Source organism: Terriglobia bacterium, from assembly GCA_036496425.1.
GTDB lineage: Bacteria > Acidobacteriota > Terriglobia > 20CM-2-55-15 > 20CM-2-55-15 > 20CM-2-55-15.
The window spans coordinates 24,407-40,635 of sequence record DASXLG010000257.1 but is presented as its reverse complement, the minus strand read 5'-3'; the positions used below and the strand labels follow the sequence as shown (position 1 = coordinate 40,635).

At 57.3% G+C, this 16,229-nt stretch carries 20 protein-coding genes; 10 read left to right on the top strand and 10 right to left on the bottom strand.

Annotation, left to right across the window (positions count from 1 at the left end):
- The 5 genes from VGK48_18790 to VGK48_18770 all read right to left on the bottom strand — a co-directional run.
- Positions 1 to 1,175 (bottom strand): MFS transporter (locus tag VGK48_18790; protein ID HEY2383227.1); only part of this gene is annotated, 1,175 nt, incomplete at its 3' end.
- A gap of 100 nt (positions 1,176 to 1,275) precedes the next feature.
- Positions 1,276 to 1,860 (bottom strand): hypothetical protein, encoded by a 585-nt coding sequence (locus VGK48_18785; protein ID HEY2383226.1) that lies wholly within the window; start codon positions 1,858 to 1,860, stop codon positions 1,276 to 1,278.
- Positions 1,835 to 2,638: a hypothetical protein gene (locus VGK48_18780; protein HEY2383225.1), complete on the bottom strand. Its 804-nt coding sequence runs from the start codon at positions 2,636 to 2,638 to the stop codon at positions 1,835 to 1,837. The genes VGK48_18785 and VGK48_18780 overlap by 26 nt, the downstream gene beginning before the upstream one ends.
- Before the next feature lie 89 nt (positions 2,639 to 2,727).
- Positions 2,728 to 3,366, bottom strand: coding sequence for a fibronectin type III domain-containing protein (locus tag VGK48_18775; protein ID HEY2383224.1), 639 nt, complete (start codon positions 3,364 to 3,366; stop codon positions 2,728 to 2,730).
- Positions 3,367 to 3,648: 282 nt separating this feature from the next.
- Positions 3,649 to 4,662 (bottom strand): hypothetical protein, encoded by a 1,014-nt coding sequence (locus tag VGK48_18770; protein HEY2383223.1) that lies wholly within the window; start codon positions 4,660 to 4,662, stop codon positions 3,649 to 3,651.
- Positions 4,663 to 4,756: 94 nt separating this feature from the next.
- Here VGK48_18770 and VGK48_18765 point away from each other — a divergent pair, with 94 nt between their 5' ends.
- Together VGK48_18765 and VGK48_18760 are read left to right on the top strand one after the other, a co-directional pair.
- The gene (locus tag VGK48_18765; GenBank protein HEY2383222.1) at positions 4,757 to 5,089 is read left to right on the top strand and encodes a hypothetical protein; all 333 of its coding nucleotides are present in this window, start codon (positions 4,757 to 4,759) and stop codon (positions 5,087 to 5,089) included.
- A 258-nt stretch (positions 5,090 to 5,347) separates the two neighbouring features.
- Positions 5,348 to 5,545 (top strand): hypothetical protein, encoded by a 198-nt coding sequence (locus VGK48_18760; GenBank protein ID HEY2383221.1) that lies wholly within the window; start codon positions 5,348 to 5,350, stop codon positions 5,543 to 5,545.
- Here the strand turns inward: VGK48_18760 and VGK48_18755 are convergent.
- From VGK48_18755 to VGK48_18735, 5 genes are all read right to left on the bottom strand, one after another.
- Complete coding sequence (locus tag VGK48_18755) at positions 5,529 to 7,235, bottom strand: M56 family metallopeptidase (protein ID HEY2383220.1); 1,707 nt, start codon at positions 7,233 to 7,235, stop codon at positions 5,529 to 5,531. The two genes, VGK48_18760 and VGK48_18755, sit on opposite strands and share 17 nt — an antisense overlap.
- The gene (locus VGK48_18750; GenBank protein ID HEY2383219.1) at positions 7,232 to 7,621 is read right to left on the bottom strand and encodes a BlaI/MecI/CopY family transcriptional regulator; all 390 of its coding nucleotides are present in this window, start codon (positions 7,619 to 7,621) and stop codon (positions 7,232 to 7,234) included. Before VGK48_18750 ends, VGK48_18755 begins: the two co-directional genes overlap by 4 nt.
- 119 nt (positions 7,622 to 7,740) lie before the next feature.
- Complete coding sequence (locus VGK48_18745) at positions 7,741 to 8,409, bottom strand: TIGR03435 family protein (GenBank protein ID HEY2383218.1); 669 nt, start codon at positions 8,407 to 8,409, stop codon at positions 7,741 to 7,743.
- A 128-nt stretch (positions 8,410 to 8,537) separates the two neighbouring features.
- Positions 8,538 to 9,428: a TIGR03435 family protein gene (locus VGK48_18740; GenBank protein ID HEY2383217.1), complete on the bottom strand. Its 891-nt coding sequence runs from the start codon at positions 9,426 to 9,428 to the stop codon at positions 8,538 to 8,540.
- Between the two features lie 40 nt (positions 9,429 to 9,468).
- Complete coding sequence (locus VGK48_18735) at positions 9,469 to 10,221, bottom strand: Asp/Glu racemase (GenBank protein HEY2383216.1); 753 nt, start codon at positions 10,219 to 10,221, stop codon at positions 9,469 to 9,471.
- An 89-nt stretch (positions 10,222 to 10,310) separates the two neighbouring features.
- On the opposite strand from VGK48_18735, the gene VGK48_18730 reads away from it, so the two are divergent.
- The 8 genes from VGK48_18730 (at position 10,311) to VGK48_18695 (ending at position 16,179) form a co-directional block, all read left to right on the top strand.
- Positions 10,311 to 10,718 (top strand): DUF6152 family protein, encoded by a 408-nt coding sequence (locus VGK48_18730; GenBank protein HEY2383215.1) that lies wholly within the window; start codon positions 10,311 to 10,313, stop codon positions 10,716 to 10,718.
- A 161-nt stretch (positions 10,719 to 10,879) separates the two neighbouring features.
- Positions 10,880 to 12,226, top strand: a complete 1,347-nt coding sequence (locus tag VGK48_18725) for a hypothetical protein (GenBank protein ID HEY2383214.1) — start codon at positions 10,880 to 10,882, stop codon at positions 12,224 to 12,226.
- A 21-nt stretch (positions 12,227 to 12,247) separates the two neighbouring features.
- Entirely contained in the window at positions 12,248 to 12,733 is a 486-nt protein-coding gene (locus tag VGK48_18720) for a DUF6152 family protein (protein ID HEY2383213.1), read from the top strand.
- Positions 12,734 to 12,859: 126 nt separating this feature from the next.
- The gene (locus VGK48_18715) at positions 12,860 to 13,375 is read left to right on the top strand and encodes a DUF6644 family protein (GenBank protein ID HEY2383212.1); all 516 of its coding nucleotides are present in this window, start codon (positions 12,860 to 12,862) and stop codon (positions 13,373 to 13,375) included.
- Positions 13,376 to 13,470: 95 nt separating this feature from the next.
- Positions 13,471 to 14,025 carry a DUF6644 family protein gene (locus VGK48_18710; protein ID HEY2383211.1) on the top strand — a complete coding sequence of 185 codons (555 nt, stop codon included), beginning with the start codon at positions 13,471 to 13,473 and terminating at the stop codon, positions 14,023 to 14,025.
- A gap of 68 nt (positions 14,026 to 14,093) precedes the next feature.
- Positions 14,094 to 14,942 (top strand): hypothetical protein, encoded by an 849-nt coding sequence (locus VGK48_18705; protein ID HEY2383210.1) that lies wholly within the window; start codon positions 14,094 to 14,096, stop codon positions 14,940 to 14,942.
- 14 nt (positions 14,943 to 14,956) lie between these two features.
- Positions 14,957 to 15,367 carry a DUF6152 family protein gene (locus VGK48_18700; protein HEY2383209.1) on the top strand — a complete coding sequence of 137 codons (411 nt, stop codon included), beginning with the start codon at positions 14,957 to 14,959 and terminating at the stop codon, positions 15,365 to 15,367.
- A gap of 14 nt (positions 15,368 to 15,381) precedes the next feature.
- Positions 15,382 to 16,179 carry a hypothetical protein gene (locus VGK48_18695; protein HEY2383208.1) on the top strand — a complete coding sequence of 266 codons (798 nt, stop codon included), beginning with the start codon at positions 15,382 to 15,384 and terminating at the stop codon, positions 16,177 to 16,179.
- The last annotated feature ends 50 nt before the right edge of the window (positions 16,180 to 16,229 follow it).

Here is a 16,229-nt window from a genome sequence, read left to right as displayed (position 1 = left end):
GCTTCCCCCAGCGGCATATGTACGGAAAGATATCCCACGAGCGTCGGGAATAGTGCTCCCGTGCCGCGGCCGAGGTTATAGGCAAAGCCCTGGCCGACGCCTCTGACGCGGGTTGGAAAGTGCTCGGTATAGAACGCTCCCATCGCGCTGAAGACGCCCGACGCAAAGAAACCGAGCGGAAATCCCAGGAAGAGCATCGTGTGGTTTCCGAAAGAAAAAGCTGTGTACGTCACAACCACGAGCCCTGCTCCGATCGCGAAGACCAGAAACGTCAGGCGGCGCCCGATCCGATCGGCCAGATAGCCGCCGGACATGTAGCCGCAAAAGGCGCCGGTGATCAGCACGATCAGGTATCCCGTCGAATCGAGGATGGAGAGTCCTCGTTCGGTACGAAGGTAGGTCGGCAGCCACTGCGTGACGGCGTAATAGCCGCCTTGCGCTCCAGTACCCATCAGTCCGCCCAGCAAGGTGATGCGCAGCAGCGGCGGACGGAAAATCTCAAAGAACGAAGGCTTGTCGCCGCTCGCGGCGAGTTGTTTTCGTGTATTGAGGTATACAGCCGGCTCTTCGACATACCACCGGAGGAAAAACACCAGAAGCGCCGGAGCGATTCCGACAAGAAACAATCCGCGCCATGCGATTGAGGTGGGAAGCAGTGTAAAGAAGACGGCGTTCAAGATGGCGGCAACACCCCATCCCACGGCCCATCCGGCTTGCATGGTGCCGAGAGCCTTACCCCGATGCTGAGCGCGAATCGATTCTCCCAGCAATACTGCGCCCGCCGCCCATTCGCCGCCGAAGCCCAGACCTAACAAGCCTCGCGCGACGAACATCTGGGAATAGTTCTGCGCCAGGCCGGATAGAAAAGTGAAAACCGCAAACCAGGCGATGGCGATTTGTAGGGTACGGACGCGTCCGTAACGGTCCGCAAACCATCCCGCCAGCCATCCGCCGACAGCAGACATGAGCAGCGCCGCGGTCGAAAGCACTCCGGCTTGCCCGCGCGTGATGCCCCAGGTTGCAATGAGCGCGGGAATGGCGAAGCTGAACATCTGAACGTCCATCGCGTCCAGCGCCCATCCTCCAACGCACGCGCCAAAGGCGCGCCGTTCCGCCTGGCCAAGGTCGGCCACCCACGCAAAGGCTCCGCGCTCTTCATTTGCAACGGTTGTCATGGCGGGGATTGTACGACAAAACGGGAAGGAGGAAGGAACCACAAGAGGCACAGGAGGCACATCGGGGTGATGTTGGAAATGTTCCCGGTAACGTTCGCCGTCAATTCCTCCTGTGGGACGCCTTCCTTGCCTGTTTCAGCGAGGCCGCGCCGATGGAGGACAGAAAAAGATACGTTCGCCCGGATTCATCGGGATGCCTGTCGGGACTGGGCGACCACGAGAAAATCACGTACCGCTTTTCCAGCGACTGAAGAGCCTCGAGGACCGCGCTCCGCAGGTAGTGATGGTTCGACATTTCCCGGACTGTGTCGGTAATCCGGTCGAGGTATTGCCAGCGCGGTGTGCGCTGCGCTTTCATCGCCGTCAGCACTAGCCGTTCGAAATCCGTCAGCGATTCGATCCGGTTATCGGGGATTCCGGCTTCCTGCCGCCGCATGATCTGCATCGCGTAGGCCACGCCGAAATCCGTGAGCCAGCGCTCGTTCGGGCCGGGTTCCGCGTCAAGGTCGACGGGCTCCAACGCGTTGAAAATGGAAGTCGCCCAGTTTGCAAAATAGTCTTCCAGGTCGTTGTGAAATTCTGGATACCGCTCCTGCCAGCGCGCGAGCGCGGAATACGTCGGCTCGGATTCCTCCGTCTTCAGGGCAGCCAGTACGTCGCTAAAAGCGGTATTTTGCTGTGCCATAACCTTCTCCCATCATTCCGTCTTTCATTTGTTTGAGTGCGATGTCGATCCAGGTCTGGATCTGCCGCGAGCTGACTTTGAAGTACCTCGACAAACACGATTCCTCCGGATCTTTACTGGTGATCGGCCATCCTCGGAGATAGCGAAGAATGACCGCCTCGCGATGCTTCGGATTCGTGACGAACCTTAGAGTTTTCTCGACCCAATCCGCCCAAAGCACTTCGGATTCCGGCCTCGCGCCGCTGTCCGGAACTTGTTCCAGAAGGTCGACCTCCTCCTGTCCGTTCTCGTCATAGGTTTCCGTCACAGTATTGCCCTTGTGGGCGAACGGCGTGTTCTTGAAACGTTCGACGGCGTCCTTGGTGCGGCGATACACGGTCTGTCCGAATCCGACCTCCAGATACTCGCTCTGGCGCGACGGTATTTCGGCGAGCAGAAGCTCATCGATTTCCGCTTCGACCTCGGACACGATAAAGTCGGTTCCCTCCTTGTCAATGCCGTAGATCCACCGCTTGCCCATTCGCATTGTGCGGGCGTTGATTTCCTGCTGGAGCCGGCCGGCGGCGTCGTCGTCTTTGCTGCGGCGGAGGTACCGGTGCAAAAAGACGAGAGATTCGCTTTTGAGTTTCGTTCTGCCCTTGATCCATTCCGCCGGCCCCTGCGGCAAGACCGACAGAAGTTCGGCCTCCACGGCTTCGGGCCGCATATACAGCTCGCCTTCGTCGGTGCGCGACGTCAGCGGCGGAATGACAATCGGCAAATGTTCTGGAGTTTCCATCGAACTGGATGTGCTCATTCTAAGAGATGAGTCAAATGCGGCAATCGAGACGTAAGACTTCCGTCTCGACTGCCGCATTCTTTACTCAGCTACGTGCAGATGAACGTAACCGGGTCACTCCAGTCGGTGAAACCATCCTGAAGCAGAGCGCGCACCTGGAAAAAATAGGTGGCGCCCGGCGTCAGGCCCGTCAGAACGATCGGCAACTTCACTCCCAGGACGCCTTGCGTTGTCCCGGTGGTGGGTGCGCCGCCGTTGACGGCCGGCCCAAAGTGGAGCTCGTAGCTGCCCGCCTTGAGAACGGACTGGAGCCAAACGAGAATCTGCCCACTGTTGGGACCGTGATCGATTTTGCGGATCTTCTCGGACAACGGCGCAGTTTGCGCCTTCGGCCTTGAAGCAAGCTGGAATCCGCTCGTCTCGAACGCCGTCGGGTCGTTTAAAGAAACGTTCTCGACGTAACGCGCGAGCAGCCGCAACATTCCGATCACGACTTCACGTTGCTGGTTTTTCTGAGCGATGACCTTCTTACTTCCGTCGGCCGCTTGCGACATGAGTGTCGTCAGCGAGTCGAGGTTGGTCTTCAGGGTCGCCAGATCGACCGGCGGATTCGGGAATTTCGAATTACCGGTCATATTGGTCTGAACAGAGATGCCGTCTCTGACGACATCCACGTCGGACAGCTTGAAAAAGCCGGCCAACGCTTTGGAACGAATTGGTTTTGGCATAATGTGCCTCCTCCTTTGTTAATGGTTAACGGTTTTGGGCAGATCCGCAGGCGGCCCTTGCCGCCGCATCTCTCACCCGCTCACTATTTAAAACGGGCGGACCGATTTTGCCGAATGGGAAATGACTTTGCCAAATGGGAAACGGCTTTCCCGAACGGGAAACGGCTTTCCCCGACGCGAACGCCGCCGGGGGCAATGTCTTCTCATCGAAAACCGCGATCAATTGCTTCTAAGGATTTTGGTCGGGTCGCCTCACCTGGGCAGCAGCGATATCTGCAAGGCCTACCGTTGTCTTGATTCGAGCGCGCTTGTCAGGCTAGCGCAGGCCTTCTGCGTCGTTGCGTCGCACGAGTTAAGCAACTCACTCAGCCATTCCAGCGCCGATGCGTCGCGGTGCGCCACTACGCGCAGCGCTGGATAAGCGAAGTTCAGGAAGCGCTGATCTGTGAGCTTCCCGGAGTCGATGTTGAGGATTGCGAGAAAATCACCGCTCGAAATCGTCGATCCCGCGGGATCGAACGTGAATGCAGAAGCGGATGGCGACTTCGTAAACCGAACCGCTGTACGGATGGGGAGATCCGCAAAGTCTCCTACCGTCGTGGTGTACTGGACGTTGATCGCATTTTTCGATCCGTCGAAACGGCCCAGTTCGACACTTGTTTTGAACTTCACTTCGATCACAGGAGCGCCTACGCGGGTGACATGTCCCTCCGCTGGAAAGCTCAACACTTCGCGAAACCGACCGTTGCTAAGCGCGTACCAGCTCTCATTCTCCTGAAATATACCGGTTCCCCAGGCCTTTTCGATGTGACTGACCGCAAGCCAGCGTTCCCGGCCGCTTGTCACGACGCGACCTTCCGGATCAAGATGGAACGTGTCCAGATCCAGAAAAGCTACGGTACGCCATCGATTGACCTGCGCTGTTGGAGGCTTGAGGACCACGATTCTCGAAACTTGATTGAATTCAAGTCTCAGATGCAGGAGCCGTTCATCGATGCCATCGCCGTCGACATCCCCATACGTGCTCGATACATCAAATAACAATTCCGAGCCGGTGAAACGGCCCACAGGAACCTGCAAGCTGTTCCAAAACGAATGCAGATCCAAGTTGCAATAGCTCCAGTTGTAGTTCTCGATATTTTCCAGTGAGATACGTGTGTCCTGCGTACACGGGGTCCGCGCGCCCGCCACCTGCCCTAGAATCGGCGCGAGCTTCTGGCCCGGCGCAGGGTCCACGCCAAGAGCAAGCGCTGTGATGACGACGGAAAGAAGGAGAACTGTCCGGGGCAAGCTCATGCTTGCAGATTCTATACCGGCAGCAGTTCGATCACGCAACTTCGGCGGGAGCGGCGGAGGTTGCGACACACTTTCCCGGGCCGGCAGATGAGAAATGTTAGCTGCGGGACGCGAATGCAACGATGGAGATGACGTCAGCGAGATGGACATTCTCGAAGACGATACGCAGATGTGGTGGCGCTTGCACGACTGGTTAATGATGGAAAAGCAAAAGCTCGACGCACAGAACGGTGGAATCAATGAAGCGCAATTTGCGAGTTATCTCTTCTGCGAGAATAAGCCGTGTGTGGCGAAGTCATCACTACGTAGTTGGGGACGGTATCGCGATCGTACCAACGTCTCAACGAAGTTGCTAGGTGATTGCAGTGCGCTGTCCAACTCCGTCCGTTTCAAGAGTGATAGAAACAACGCTGCTGAGCGAGCCTGACAGTTAATCGACCGGTGAGGATTGAACTCGACATCGGTGAACCCAGCATACGCGTAGAGGCTATGCTGATTTCCTCCGGGATAAAACTCGATGCCCATCTCGCGAAGTTTGGCTGTTGACCAGAGTCCGCCCGACTCCCGTATCGACGGGATGTTTCTCGCGTCCGTGAAGTGATACAGCCAAGTCGTTCGTCGCAATCGATCGGGCCTCGTCGCAATGGCGGTATATTCTATCGGTAAAGCCATTCGGAGGAAGATAGTGCGTCCGTCGGTGGCTTTGAGGGCCAGACAATCAAAAATGGCGACGGGAAAGGTGGCGGCGGCGCCTTCAATTGATGCGCAACTCAACCCCAAGCTGCCCGTCAACCAGGAGCGTTTAACGGTTGCATTTATCAAGGGGCAGGGGGCACATGAATTTGTGCCTCCTGTGTCGTTCGCTTTTACTGTTCCAATTTGAATTCGATGTCGATGGATGTGGGGACCTGAACCGGTTCGTTGTTGAGAAGCGACGGCGAGTAGCGCCACTGGTTGACGGCTTCGAGGGCGGCTTTGCTCAGATAGTTGATGTTATTCGTCGCGTTCAAACCGATCAGTGTTCCGTCCTTTCCGATGAAACCTTGAAGGTGAATGATGCCTTCGATGCCGGCCTCCTTTGCCTCCTCCGGGTAGTACGGCTTGACCTGAGTGATGAGTCTGGCAGCCACGACATTTCCCCCGACGCGGATACGGACAGGACCATTGGTTGAGACAGTCCTTGGTCTGGCCTGTCCGGCAACCGTAAGTTCCACCCGCTGCAGCATGCTGCCGATGGACAGGGTAGCGTTCTCGACTACGTTCTGTCCGAAGGTTATCTGCAGCGCGCCAGATCGAAACAGCGCAAAGCCGGGCAGCATCGCTTTCATGATGTATGGGCCGGGGGTCAATCCGCGAAATTCATAACTACCGACCTCATTGGTCGTTGTTGTTTGCACGTCGGTCTCGGTGACCGCATTTTGGCTGACCGTTCTGCTCGACACGGTTACGCTAACGCCCGGAATCACTGCGCCGGTTGCATCCGAAATAGTTCCGGACAGGCTCCCGTCTGCGAGGCCCTGCACCGGCTTCACCCGCGGCGCCGCTCTTTTAACCGCTGGAGGGGGAGCCGGCGCGGGCGACTCTGCCGGTTTTACGACCGTAACGATTTCCGAAAGGACAGCAGGCTTGCTGTCCTGGCCTGCCCGGACAGCCCCGATCGGCAGAGTGATCAACAGCGCAAGAATACCGGCGATAAAAATGATTCTGCGGCTTACCTGTTTGCGATTGATGGACGGATTCAGCATGGCGACAAATCTCCTTTCAACATGCGGTGGCCTGGCCATTGCCAGTACAGGAGCCCAGGTTTGGGTGGAGCCTCTCAACGTGCGCGCGAGTTCGAGCAAGTGCGTTGCGTAATCGGTCGCGGAGATTCCAGTGTTCAACACGGCGTCGTCGCAGGCGTGCTCGCTTTCCGCGCGAAGCCGGCGGCAGAGAAACCAGAACAACGGGTTGAACCAGTAAACGGCCCGCGCAATTTCGGCAAGCATCTGGACCGGCCAGTCGAAACGCGTGATGTGCGCGAGTTCGTGAGTCAGCACCGCCTGCAGACGATCACCGGACCATTTCTCCGAACTGCCCGGAAGCAGAATGCAGGGCCGTAGGACACCCCAGGTGCCGAGGACCGAGGAATTGCTTCGGAGTATCCGGACATCGCGCTTCATGCGGAAGGGATACTCGCCGGGGAAAGGCCGGGCATGACGCACGAGCCAGGCGAGGCGCAACATGCCTGTGAGGATGAGCGCCAACGTTATGCTGATCCCAACAATCCAGGTCACAAATGCATATGAATGTCCGGACTCTGAAACAACGGCGATTCTTGTGTAGTCGCGGGCTTCAGCCCGCGCCCCTTGCGTCAGTGCGGCTGAACGCGGGCTAAAGCTCGCGACTACGTGAAGCGAAGGCCGGGGGGCGCGTTCCGGGAGGAGCGCGCCGATGAAGGGGACAATCAGCGACGCGAACAATGCCACCGTGAGGATCACGTGGCGCAAGGCCGCGGATTGCTTGCGCGCCATCCAAACCGCTCCAAACGCGATGATCACAATCACGGATGATTGCAGGATTGCGAGAATCATCGCCTGCCCTTTCTCGTGTTTTCGATAAGTTTCGCCAGGCGGTCAAGGTCTTCGTCCGACAGCTTCGAGCCTTCGCTTCCCAGGAGAGTCGACATCATCTTCTCGGCCGACCCACCGAAGAAGGTCTCGATGAGATGCTTCACCGCTGACTGGCGTACGCTGTGCCGCGGCGCCGTCGGGAAGTAGATGTAACGAAGTCCCTCTTCCTCATGCCGCACGTGCCCCTTGGTTTCGAGCACGCGAAGCTGCGTGCGAACCGTCGAGTAATTCGGCTCGCCGGACAGATCCGCCATCACTTCATTTGCGGTGGCGCGGCCCAGCCGGTACAGGATGTCCATGATCTGCCGCTCGCGGCGGCTGAGTGCAGAATGTAGCGGTTGTTTCATTGGTGCTAATTGAATAACATAAACGTTATAAAACTAACACATCAAAAGTCTATGAGAAGATTCTGGGAAGCTCAAGGGTGTTGCAGGACAGAAGCGGGTTAGCATAACAGCGTTCCCACTCAGTTCTCGCTGGGCTCTTCGGCACTTACAATAACAAGGGCATCTACAGGCCCGCGGACGGTCTTCAGTTCCAGGCCCAGCTGTTCCTCCAGGGCAACAAATATCGAAGGGACTGCAGTGGCAGCCGTTGTCAGCTCCGGCTCGAAGGTCAAAGTGAAGTCGTACCGGCCGGTCAACCCTGTCTTGTTTGTGACGGGGCGGCCGACCTGCTGGGATAACAGCCGAGCCAACGGATCCATCCTCGCAGCTAAGCCCAGGATCTGTCGAGGTCCGCTGCGAATGCTAGTGTTGGTTCCATCCGCCTTCGCTTCTTTGAGCTTTGAGCCTCCCTTGTAAACGACCAGTTCGTAAACAGTTTCCATTTTGGACTCGCTGCGCACGATCATCTTGAACCGGTCGCGGAGCAAGGCCTGCAACATCTGGCCCAATTGCTGGCGCCCCATTGTCGTCTGTGGGGCGGCCGTCCCCGGGGGCACATTGGCGACGATTGTGAATGGACGAGACTCACTCCACTTGGGACCTCCAGACACCTGGAATGGCCGCAGGTCGTACGCATAACCAACGAGCATGTTTAACGTGGCGTTGTTAGCGTAAAACTTGTCTCCCTCTCTGAAAATACCAGTAGGGCCGCCATGCGGATCCGCGACCTTGACGGAGGCACCTCGAATGCCATCGGACCTTGGGCCAGTTCATTCCTCTGAGACAAGACCGAAGGGACAGTGGCTATCGTGGAAAATGTAAGGACGAGCAGCAGGCAGATACTTTTCGGGTTTGCTGTCATGTCATGATACCTCTCTCAGTTCGAGCCGGGCGTTTTCGTGGCCTGATCGATCACAAGCTCATCGATGGAACCTTTTGTCCGTTCGAGCTTGAGTCCGATCTGTTGCTCCAGAGCCGTGAAGACGTTTGAGAGATCCAATGGTTGCGGTACGACTCCAATCGGAGGAGCGACGGGAAAGCCTAGTGGGTCGAGTAGCGTGGGCAATCCATCGGCAGAGAATGTCAGCGTAAAGTCGTAGTTCCCTTTCAGCGATGTCGCATCGGTGACGGGCTGATTCAGTCGCCGCTCCAGCGCCGTTGCCAACTCGGTCACGCGGGATTGCTGAAACGTCCAGCGGCTGCGATCCGAACGATCGTCCGCGAAGGGCCCCGGGCGTCGGGGGGCGATCATCCAGCCGTCTGCGTCGCGCTGGACTGGACCACGCGGCGGAATAACAACGTTGCTTTTGGGGGCTTCGACCTCCTTCAGCTTCGGGCCGCCTTTCGCAACGACCAGCCGGTAGGCGTCGGTCTCTCTGACCTCTCGATGGAGCGTCATTTTGAATCGTTCGACGAGCAGGTTCTGAAGCATCGTCTGAATCCGTTCCGGTGTCGTTCCCACCGGCATGCGGGCATCGATCTCGTAGTATTCGCTTGCCATCCAGTCCGGACAAACAAGCTGCATCTCCTTCAGGGAAAAAGCGACCAGCAGGATGGACTTCAACGAAACGCGATCGTAGTACAAGCGGCCGGGACTCGCGGCCGCGGGATGCCCGATTGGAGCAGCTCCTACGCGAATTGCACCATTCGGCAGCCTTCCGGACGTGCTTTTTATAGTCGCCACATCGAAAGTCGATTTTTGCGGTGACGCCAGCAACAGACTGACCATCGCGGCGCAAATGCAACTCCAGATCGCTGCTTGTTTCATTGGTGCTAATTGTATAACACCAATGTTATAAAAATAACAGCTAAAATTTTCCGGAAAGCAGGGCGCCGGCGTTCGGGACGACGGTTTTGAGTCCGAGCCGCTGGAGCATTTGATGGGTGGTGCAGATCGAGGCGGAAACGACCGGCAATCCGCATTCGTTTTCGACGATGGGGACTGCGGCGAGCGAAGGCATTTGAACACAGGAGGAAAGCACCAGCGCATCGATGCCGGTCAGTTTCAGATCGCGATAGATTCTGGCCAGCGCCATCGGATCCTGACGGCCGACCTCGACGTTGTCCGCAATTTCGAGAGCGATGCTGTCGGCAACCTGAACGCCTTCGACCTCGATGTAATCGACGACCATGCAGGTCAGCGCCTTCATATAAGGAGCGACTAGAGACACGCGTTTCGCGCCCAGCGCCTTGAGGCCTGCGATCAAAGCCCCTGCGCTGGTGACTACCGGAGTCGGGTGACCTTCTTTAACGGTGATTTCGTGAAGGCGCTCTTCGGACTCTCGGTGATAGCCTTTGCCCATGCTCATGATCGCCACCAGGCAGGCATAGCCCAGTACATCGACTCGCGCGTCCACCAGTTCCGCGGCGCAACGGCCGGAGTCGGCGTCCATCGCAGCCAGTTCTTCTTTGGTCACTTTCTTCATTCGCATCCGGCTGGAATGAAATGTAAACCGTTCCGGTTCTATGGCTTCCCGGGCGTGGAGCATGGCGGGAATCTCGCTCTCCATGGTTGTGTTGGAGCTGGGAACAATCTGGCCGATGCGAAATGTTCGATTCATAGCTCATTGTAGAACGGCAGATTCAGATGTTGACATAACAGTTCATCGGGTGTGAAATTCTGCGGATAACCCGGTTGCCAGGAGGAAGAATGAAGGTCAAATGGATCATGCTGCTGCTTGCCGCTGCGGCGCTGGTGTCTCTGTCGACGCTGCGACTCTCCGCGCATCATTCCTTTGCGGCGACCTACTTCGAAGACAAGCAGGAGAAGGTCGAGGGCGAATTGGCTCAGTTCCTCTTCCGCAATCCACATTCGTTCGTGCACGTTGATGTGAAACAGCCGAACGGCGAGCTAATCCGGTATGCCGTGGAATGGGGTGGCGGCGGCCAATTGGGCCGTCAGGGCGTTGGACGCGATACCTTAAAGGTCGGCGATCACGTGATCATCGTCGGAAATCCGGGACGGAACCCCGAAGATCACCGGCTCCGGATGATCCGCCTGCAGCGTCCATCCGACGGTTATACCTGGGGAACGAAGCCCGGCGAAACATTTGATTGATCGCGGAAGAGGGTTAGCGACAAAAGGGGAAAATTCGGGGGTGCGACCCCCGAATTTTCCCCTTTTGCGGCCTAATTTCTTTGTTGAACCACGAGTTTACGGTTTGTCGTATACTGCCGCCACGAACCGATTGCAGTGAAACGAGATAGGGAGTCAAGACCATGAAATCCAGACTGTTCGTTTTCCTCGTCACGGCGACCTTTGCCGTGCTCGCCACCATCGTGTTGACCTCAACGGCATACACCCAGGCGCCGCAAGGTGCGCAGCAGAATGGTGGGCAGCGGGGACGCGGCGGACAAGGTGGACAGGGTAGTGGCGGCCGCGGAGGCGGACGCGGCGGCGGCGGCGGTCGCGCAAACACTCCGACTTTCCCGGGCCCACCGGCCGGAATGAGTGCATTGCCGATGGACATGTTCACCTCGAAGAACTTTTATAAAGACAACGGTCTGTGGTCGGATCAACGCTACTTCCGCTGCAATACTCCGCGGCAGATCACGGATATCTGGACATCGCATCGGATCGGCGAGAAGCCGCCCAACTCGGCTTCCTGGGGCGACTGCAAGATCGATTATCCGCGGGAAAAGATTGTCAGTCCTTATCCCTACAAGACAGCGAAGGAGCACTACGCAGCCTTAATGGCGGCGGCGAAAGCGAAAGGCGGTCCGACAGTCTACACGAAGGCGACGATTCCGGATTGGGATGGCTGGTACACGCGCGATCGTTCGTACTCGGATTCCCAGTGGACCTGGGGAACCATCAACCAGGTGCCCACGATCCTTTCACTCCTGACGCCCGAATACCAGAAGCGCATGGTTCAGATGAACTATCACGAAGGCGTCGACAATTCGCCGCAGTGGAACGCTTCGTTCTGTTATCCCGAGGGCTTCATGCGCTGGTGGTCGGAAGCGTCGCAGGGCGGGAACTTCCAGCTGACGATGAACGTCGGCAATATCCAATTCCTTTCCGGCATCGCGGCCAATTTCCTGCGCCAGGTTCTGATCGGCAAGCAGCATGTGCAGAAGGTTCCGCAGTGGTACGGCGAAACGGTCGGCTTCTGGGATGGAACCAAGCTGGTGACCTGGACGGCGAATGTCCAGCCCTGGACGCTGTCGCACTCGATGTTCGAGTACAGCGACAAACTGGAGACCATCGAGACTTACGAACCCATAGTAAACAATGGCGCGTTTGCAGGCCTGAAACACGAGGCTGTCTTTTATGATCCGGAGGCTTTTGTTCAGCCTCTGCATCTCACGATGCAATTCAATCGCGTCGCGAACCTTGATAACGACACGCGGCGATTTACTTACATCGAATGCCTCAGCAATCTGCGGAACGTCAACGGCAGACCGTCTCAGCTTACCTCGAGCGATCCCCGGTTCATCGACTACTACGGCCGGCCATGGGCGCAGAATTGGGAGAAGTATTTTGAAACCGGCTGGGATAAGCCGCAAGACGATCTGCCGGCCAACGTGCTGGACCTGCTGAACAGCCTGGACGGAAAGAAATAGCAATAATACGAGGAGCTTATTATGAATCGAGTTATCAAAACCTTTGCGATCGCGGGCTGTTCGGCTGTTGTCTGCCTGGGTTTTCTCGTCGCACCCGCGCTGGCGCATCATTCCTTTGCAATGTACGACCAGACCAAGACCGTAACGCTGACCGGCGTTGCCATACAGTTCGTCGCTCAGGCCAATCATGCCGAACTCCACTTCATTCCGATCGGGCCGGATGGAAAGCCGGAGCGGGACAAAGATGGAAAGCCGATCCGGTGGGGCGTCGAGATGGCCGGCGCTGCAGCTGTGGCACAGCAAGGGATTACGGCGCAAAGTTTTGGCGCGGGTACCGTGTTCAGCGTCAAGGTGAATCCCCTGCGTGACGGCAGCAATTTTGGCTCCCGCACCGGCGCCATCGCCAAGTGCCCGATGGGCAAAGACGGCAAGCCGGTGTTTCCCGCTGCCGGCAAAAATTGCGATTCCGTCCCCGGCAACGAATTGCTCGGCGGGTCAGAGTTCTAAGTTAAGAACATTGGATCATTGCATCATTTAACGGTTCTTCATTTCATCAAGTTGAAGCAATGAAGAAACGTCAGATGATGCAATGATCCAATAATTCTTAGTTATGTAAGTCGAGGTAATTCTTCAGTGTTTCAATTCACGCAGTGGCTTTCCCTGACATCCCTGAGTCTGATCATCAAGACGCATGAGTGGGTGATTCCAACGATCCAATCCATTCACATCGCCGCGATCGGCGTCGTTCTCGCTTCGGTCTTCATGATCGACCTCCGCGTCCTCGGCCTGGCGGGGCGGGATCAGTCACTGCTGGAAACGACCGGCCGCTTTTTCCCGTGGTTGACCGGCGCGCTTTGTGTGCTGCTGACCACCGGTATCTTCATGATTATCGGGGAGCCCGCACGCGAGCTTCTGGCATTTTCATTCTGGTTGAAGATGTTCCTGGTGGCGGTCGGTACGCTGATCGCATCCGTTTTCCAGGTCGCGCTCAAACGAAATGAAAGTTACTGGGAGAAGTCTCTGCATCGCTGGAGCGTAAAGTCTCTGGCCATCATAACGTTTTTGATCTGGATCGGGATCGTCATTCTGGGCCGGCTGATCGCCTATGACAATGTCTGGGGCAGCTGGTCGCTCTCTCCGAAGGCGTGACATGAGCGGAGCGAATGTGAGCCCGACAGGGCGAAACAGGGAATCAAGATGAGCGGAGCGAATGTGAGTACGAAAGGGCGAAACAGCGAATAAAGATGAGCATTCCCGGCATCCTTTCCGCGATCGAATCCTCGAGCGTACCTGAAGCGATCCGCAATTCTCTCTATTGGTTTCCGCTGATCGAGGCCTTCCACGTCCTGGGGTTGGCGATGGTGTTCGGCACGATTGCAGTCATCGATTTGCGTTTGCTCGGGATCGCATCCACCAAGCGCTCGTTCAGACGAATCGCGTCGGATGTCCTTAAATGGACATGGGCCTCTTTCGGACTGACCGTCGTCACGGGCTCCCTGATGTTCAGCACAAACGCGGCCGTGTACTACCACAACTTTTTTTTCCGAACGAAGATGGTTTTGTTGATGCTTGCCGGAATCAACATGCTCGTATTCGAGTTGACCGCCGCCCGCACCGTGCATCGTTGGGACAATGACGCGAAAGCCCCGTTGGCCGGACGCACGGTGGCGGCGATCTCCCTTGTGCTGTGGATCGCGATCATATTTCTGGGCCGTTTTACCGGCTTTACAACCACCGGCCGGCCCAACGTTACGGCCGAACCGGATGACGTCAATATCGAGAATCTGCTGCCGCAGTAAACGTTTTGACATGGCAGATTCAGGGTGTTAACGTCTGTCGGAACTTCCGTTTGGGCAGGAGGATGACGATGGTGAGGGCTAAGCGGACTGCGCTGATGGCGCCACTGCTGTTGGTGGCGGCCATCCTTTTTTCGCGTCCGGCGTTCGCTCAGATGGATTTCTCCGGCGAATGGCAGCCGATCTTCTACGAAGACCAGCCGGAACGCGTTGCCGGACCCGAGATCGGCGACTACACCGGCATTCCCATCAACGATGCGGCCCGCCTGAGAGGTGATAGCTGGAAGGCATCCGTTCAGACACTGCCGGAGTGGCAATGCCGTCCGCACAGCGCCGATTACATCTGGCGCGGACCATCGCAGCTTCGAATCACGAAGGAAGTCAATCCGGTTACACGCCAGATCACGGCATTTCATACGGAATGGCTGCGCTCCGTGGACACGCCCGTCTGGCTGGATGGACGTCCTCACCCTCCGGATTTCGCGGAGCACACGTGGGGCGGCTTCGCCACCGGCAAATGGGAAGGACAGACATTAACGGTCACCATAACGCATCTCAAAGAAGGGTACCTGCGCCGCAACGGTCTGCCTCGCAGCGACAAGGCGACGGTCGTGGAGCACTGGACGCGTCATGGGGACTATCTGACAGTAGCTGTCATCATGAACGATCCGGTTTACCTCACCGAACCCTTTGTCCGGACCACGGACTATCGTCTGTCGCTCAATGCTCTTGTGGCGCCCTATCCGTGCAGCGTTGTTGAGGAAGAATCGCATGAGTACGGCTATGTGCCGAGCTGGCTGCCCGGCAAAAACCCGGACCTTCATGAGTACGCCGAAAAGCACGATATTCCGTTTGAGGCAACGCGCGGCGGGCCGCAAACGATGTATCCCGAATACATAAACAAAATGAAAGGTAAGTGAAGGAGGAGAAACTCATGAAACGCGCACTTTTCGCTCTCTTCGCCGTTGCCATGCTGGTCTCCGGTGTTCAGCTGTACGCCCACCATTCGTTCGCGGCGACGTACCATGAAGACCAGTCGATGAAGATTGACGGCACGCTGGTCCAGTTCCAGTTCCGCAATCCCCATTCATTCGTCCAGGTGGATGCGATGGATTCCAAAGGCGTCATGCAGCGTTGGGGTGTGGAATGGGGCGGCGCCGGGCAGCTCGGTGGTCAGGGCATCAACCGCTACACGCTGAAGGTTGGCGACCACGTCATCATCACGGGCAATCCGGGCCGCAATCCCGATGAGCATCGCATGCGCATGACAGGCTTGAAGCGTCCCGCATCCGGTGAGACGCCGGAGTTGAGCTGGGGCACGAAGCCTGGGGAAACCTTCGACTAACCGAGTTTTTCGTCATGAAATCCCGAAAGCTGACGCTCGTCATTACGGTTGCTCTGGCAATAACAGGTTCTCTCTACGCCCAGCGCGGCGGCGGAGGAGGCGGCCGGGGCGGCGGGAACCGCGGTGGTGCGGCACAGCCTGCACAGGCGGCGGCGCCGGTGGATATCACCGGCTATTGGGTCGCTCTTGTCACGGAAGACTGGCGCTGGCGCATGATCACGCCGAAGAAGGGCGATTTTCCCAGCATCCCTTTGAATCCGGCCGGCCGTGATCTTGCAAACGCCTGGGACCCCGCGAAGGACGAAGCCAGCGGCGATGCATGCAAGTCGTACGGCGCGGGTAACGTGATGCGATTGCCGGCCCGCTTTCATATCACGTGGGCCGATGCCAATACGCTCAAGGTCGAAGTGGATAACGGGAACCAGACCCGGTTGTTCCACTTCGCAACCGGAACGAATGCGCCCGAGATGAAACCCAATCCGGCTGATCCCAAAAACTGGCAGGGCAATTCCGTTGCAAGCTGGGAAACCGCCGGACGCGGAGCCGATCGCTCGGGCGACTTGAAAGTAGTGACGAAAGGCGCGCAGCCGGGATACCTGCAGAAAAACGGTGTTCCCTACAGCGCGAATGCCGTATTCACGGAATACTTCAGCAAATATGACGAGCCGGGAGCGCAGCCCTGGTCGTTGCTGGTTGTTTCCACGCTGACCGAAGATCCCACCTACCTTCAGCAGCCTCATATCCGGAGTTCTCATTACAGGAAGCTGCCCGACGCACAAGGCTGGAACCCGACGCCGTGTACGGCACAATAAAACGACTTATGGGAGATGTTTCGATGAGCGGAGCGAATGCAAGCGCGGTA

Excerpts from the sequence above, each read along its gene's own strand:
- VGK48_18785 (HEY2383226.1), bottom strand. The coding sequence starts at position 1,860 with ATGGCACAGCAAAATACCGCTTTTAGCGACGTACTGGCTGCCCTGAAG.
- VGK48_18735 (HEY2383216.1), bottom strand. The coding sequence starts at position 10,221 with ATGAATCGAACATTTCGCATCGGCCAGATTGTTCCCAGCTCCAACACA.
- VGK48_18700 (HEY2383209.1), top strand. The coding sequence starts at position 14,957 with ATGAAACGCGCACTTTTCGCTCTCTTCGCCGTTGCCATGCTGGTCTCC.
- VGK48_18730 (HEY2383215.1), top strand. The coding sequence starts at position 10,311 with ATGAAGGTCAAATGGATCATGCTGCTGCTTGCCGCTGCGGCGCTGGTG.
- VGK48_18755 (HEY2383220.1), bottom strand. The coding sequence starts at position 7,235 with ATGATTCTCGCAATCCTGCAATCATCCGTGATTGTGATCATCGCGTTT.
- VGK48_18780 (HEY2383225.1), bottom strand. The coding sequence starts at position 2,638 with ATGGAAACTCCAGAACATTTGCCGATTGTCATTCCGCCGCTGACGTCG.
- VGK48_18775 (HEY2383224.1), bottom strand. The coding sequence starts at position 3,366 with ATGCCAAAACCAATTCGTTCCAAAGCGTTGGCCGGCTTTTTCAAGCTG.
- VGK48_18740 (HEY2383217.1), bottom strand. The coding sequence starts at position 9,428 with ATGAAACAAGCAGCGATCTGGAGTTGCATTTGCGCCGCGATGGTCAGT.
- VGK48_18765 (HEY2383222.1), top strand. The coding sequence starts at position 4,757 with ATGTTAGCTGCGGGACGCGAATGCAACGATGGAGATGACGTCAGCGAG.
- VGK48_18705 (HEY2383210.1), top strand. The coding sequence starts at position 14,094 with ATGGTGAGGGCTAAGCGGACTGCGCTGATGGCGCCACTGCTGTTGGTG.
- VGK48_18725 (HEY2383214.1), top strand. The coding sequence starts at position 10,880 with ATGAAATCCAGACTGTTCGTTTTCCTCGTCACGGCGACCTTTGCCGTG.
- VGK48_18770 (HEY2383223.1), bottom strand. The coding sequence starts at position 4,662 with ATGAGCTTGCCCCGGACAGTTCTCCTTCTTTCCGTCGTCATCACAGCG.
- VGK48_18710 (HEY2383211.1), top strand. The coding sequence starts at position 13,471 with ATGAGCATTCCCGGCATCCTTTCCGCGATCGAATCCTCGAGCGTACCT.
- VGK48_18750 (HEY2383219.1), bottom strand. The coding sequence starts at position 7,621 with ATGAAACAACCGCTACATTCTGCACTCAGCCGCCGCGAGCGGCAGATC.
- VGK48_18695 (HEY2383208.1), top strand. The coding sequence starts at position 15,382 with ATGAAATCCCGAAAGCTGACGCTCGTCATTACGGTTGCTCTGGCAATA.
- VGK48_18720 (HEY2383213.1), top strand. The coding sequence starts at position 12,248 with ATGAATCGAGTTATCAAAACCTTTGCGATCGCGGGCTGTTCGGCTGTT.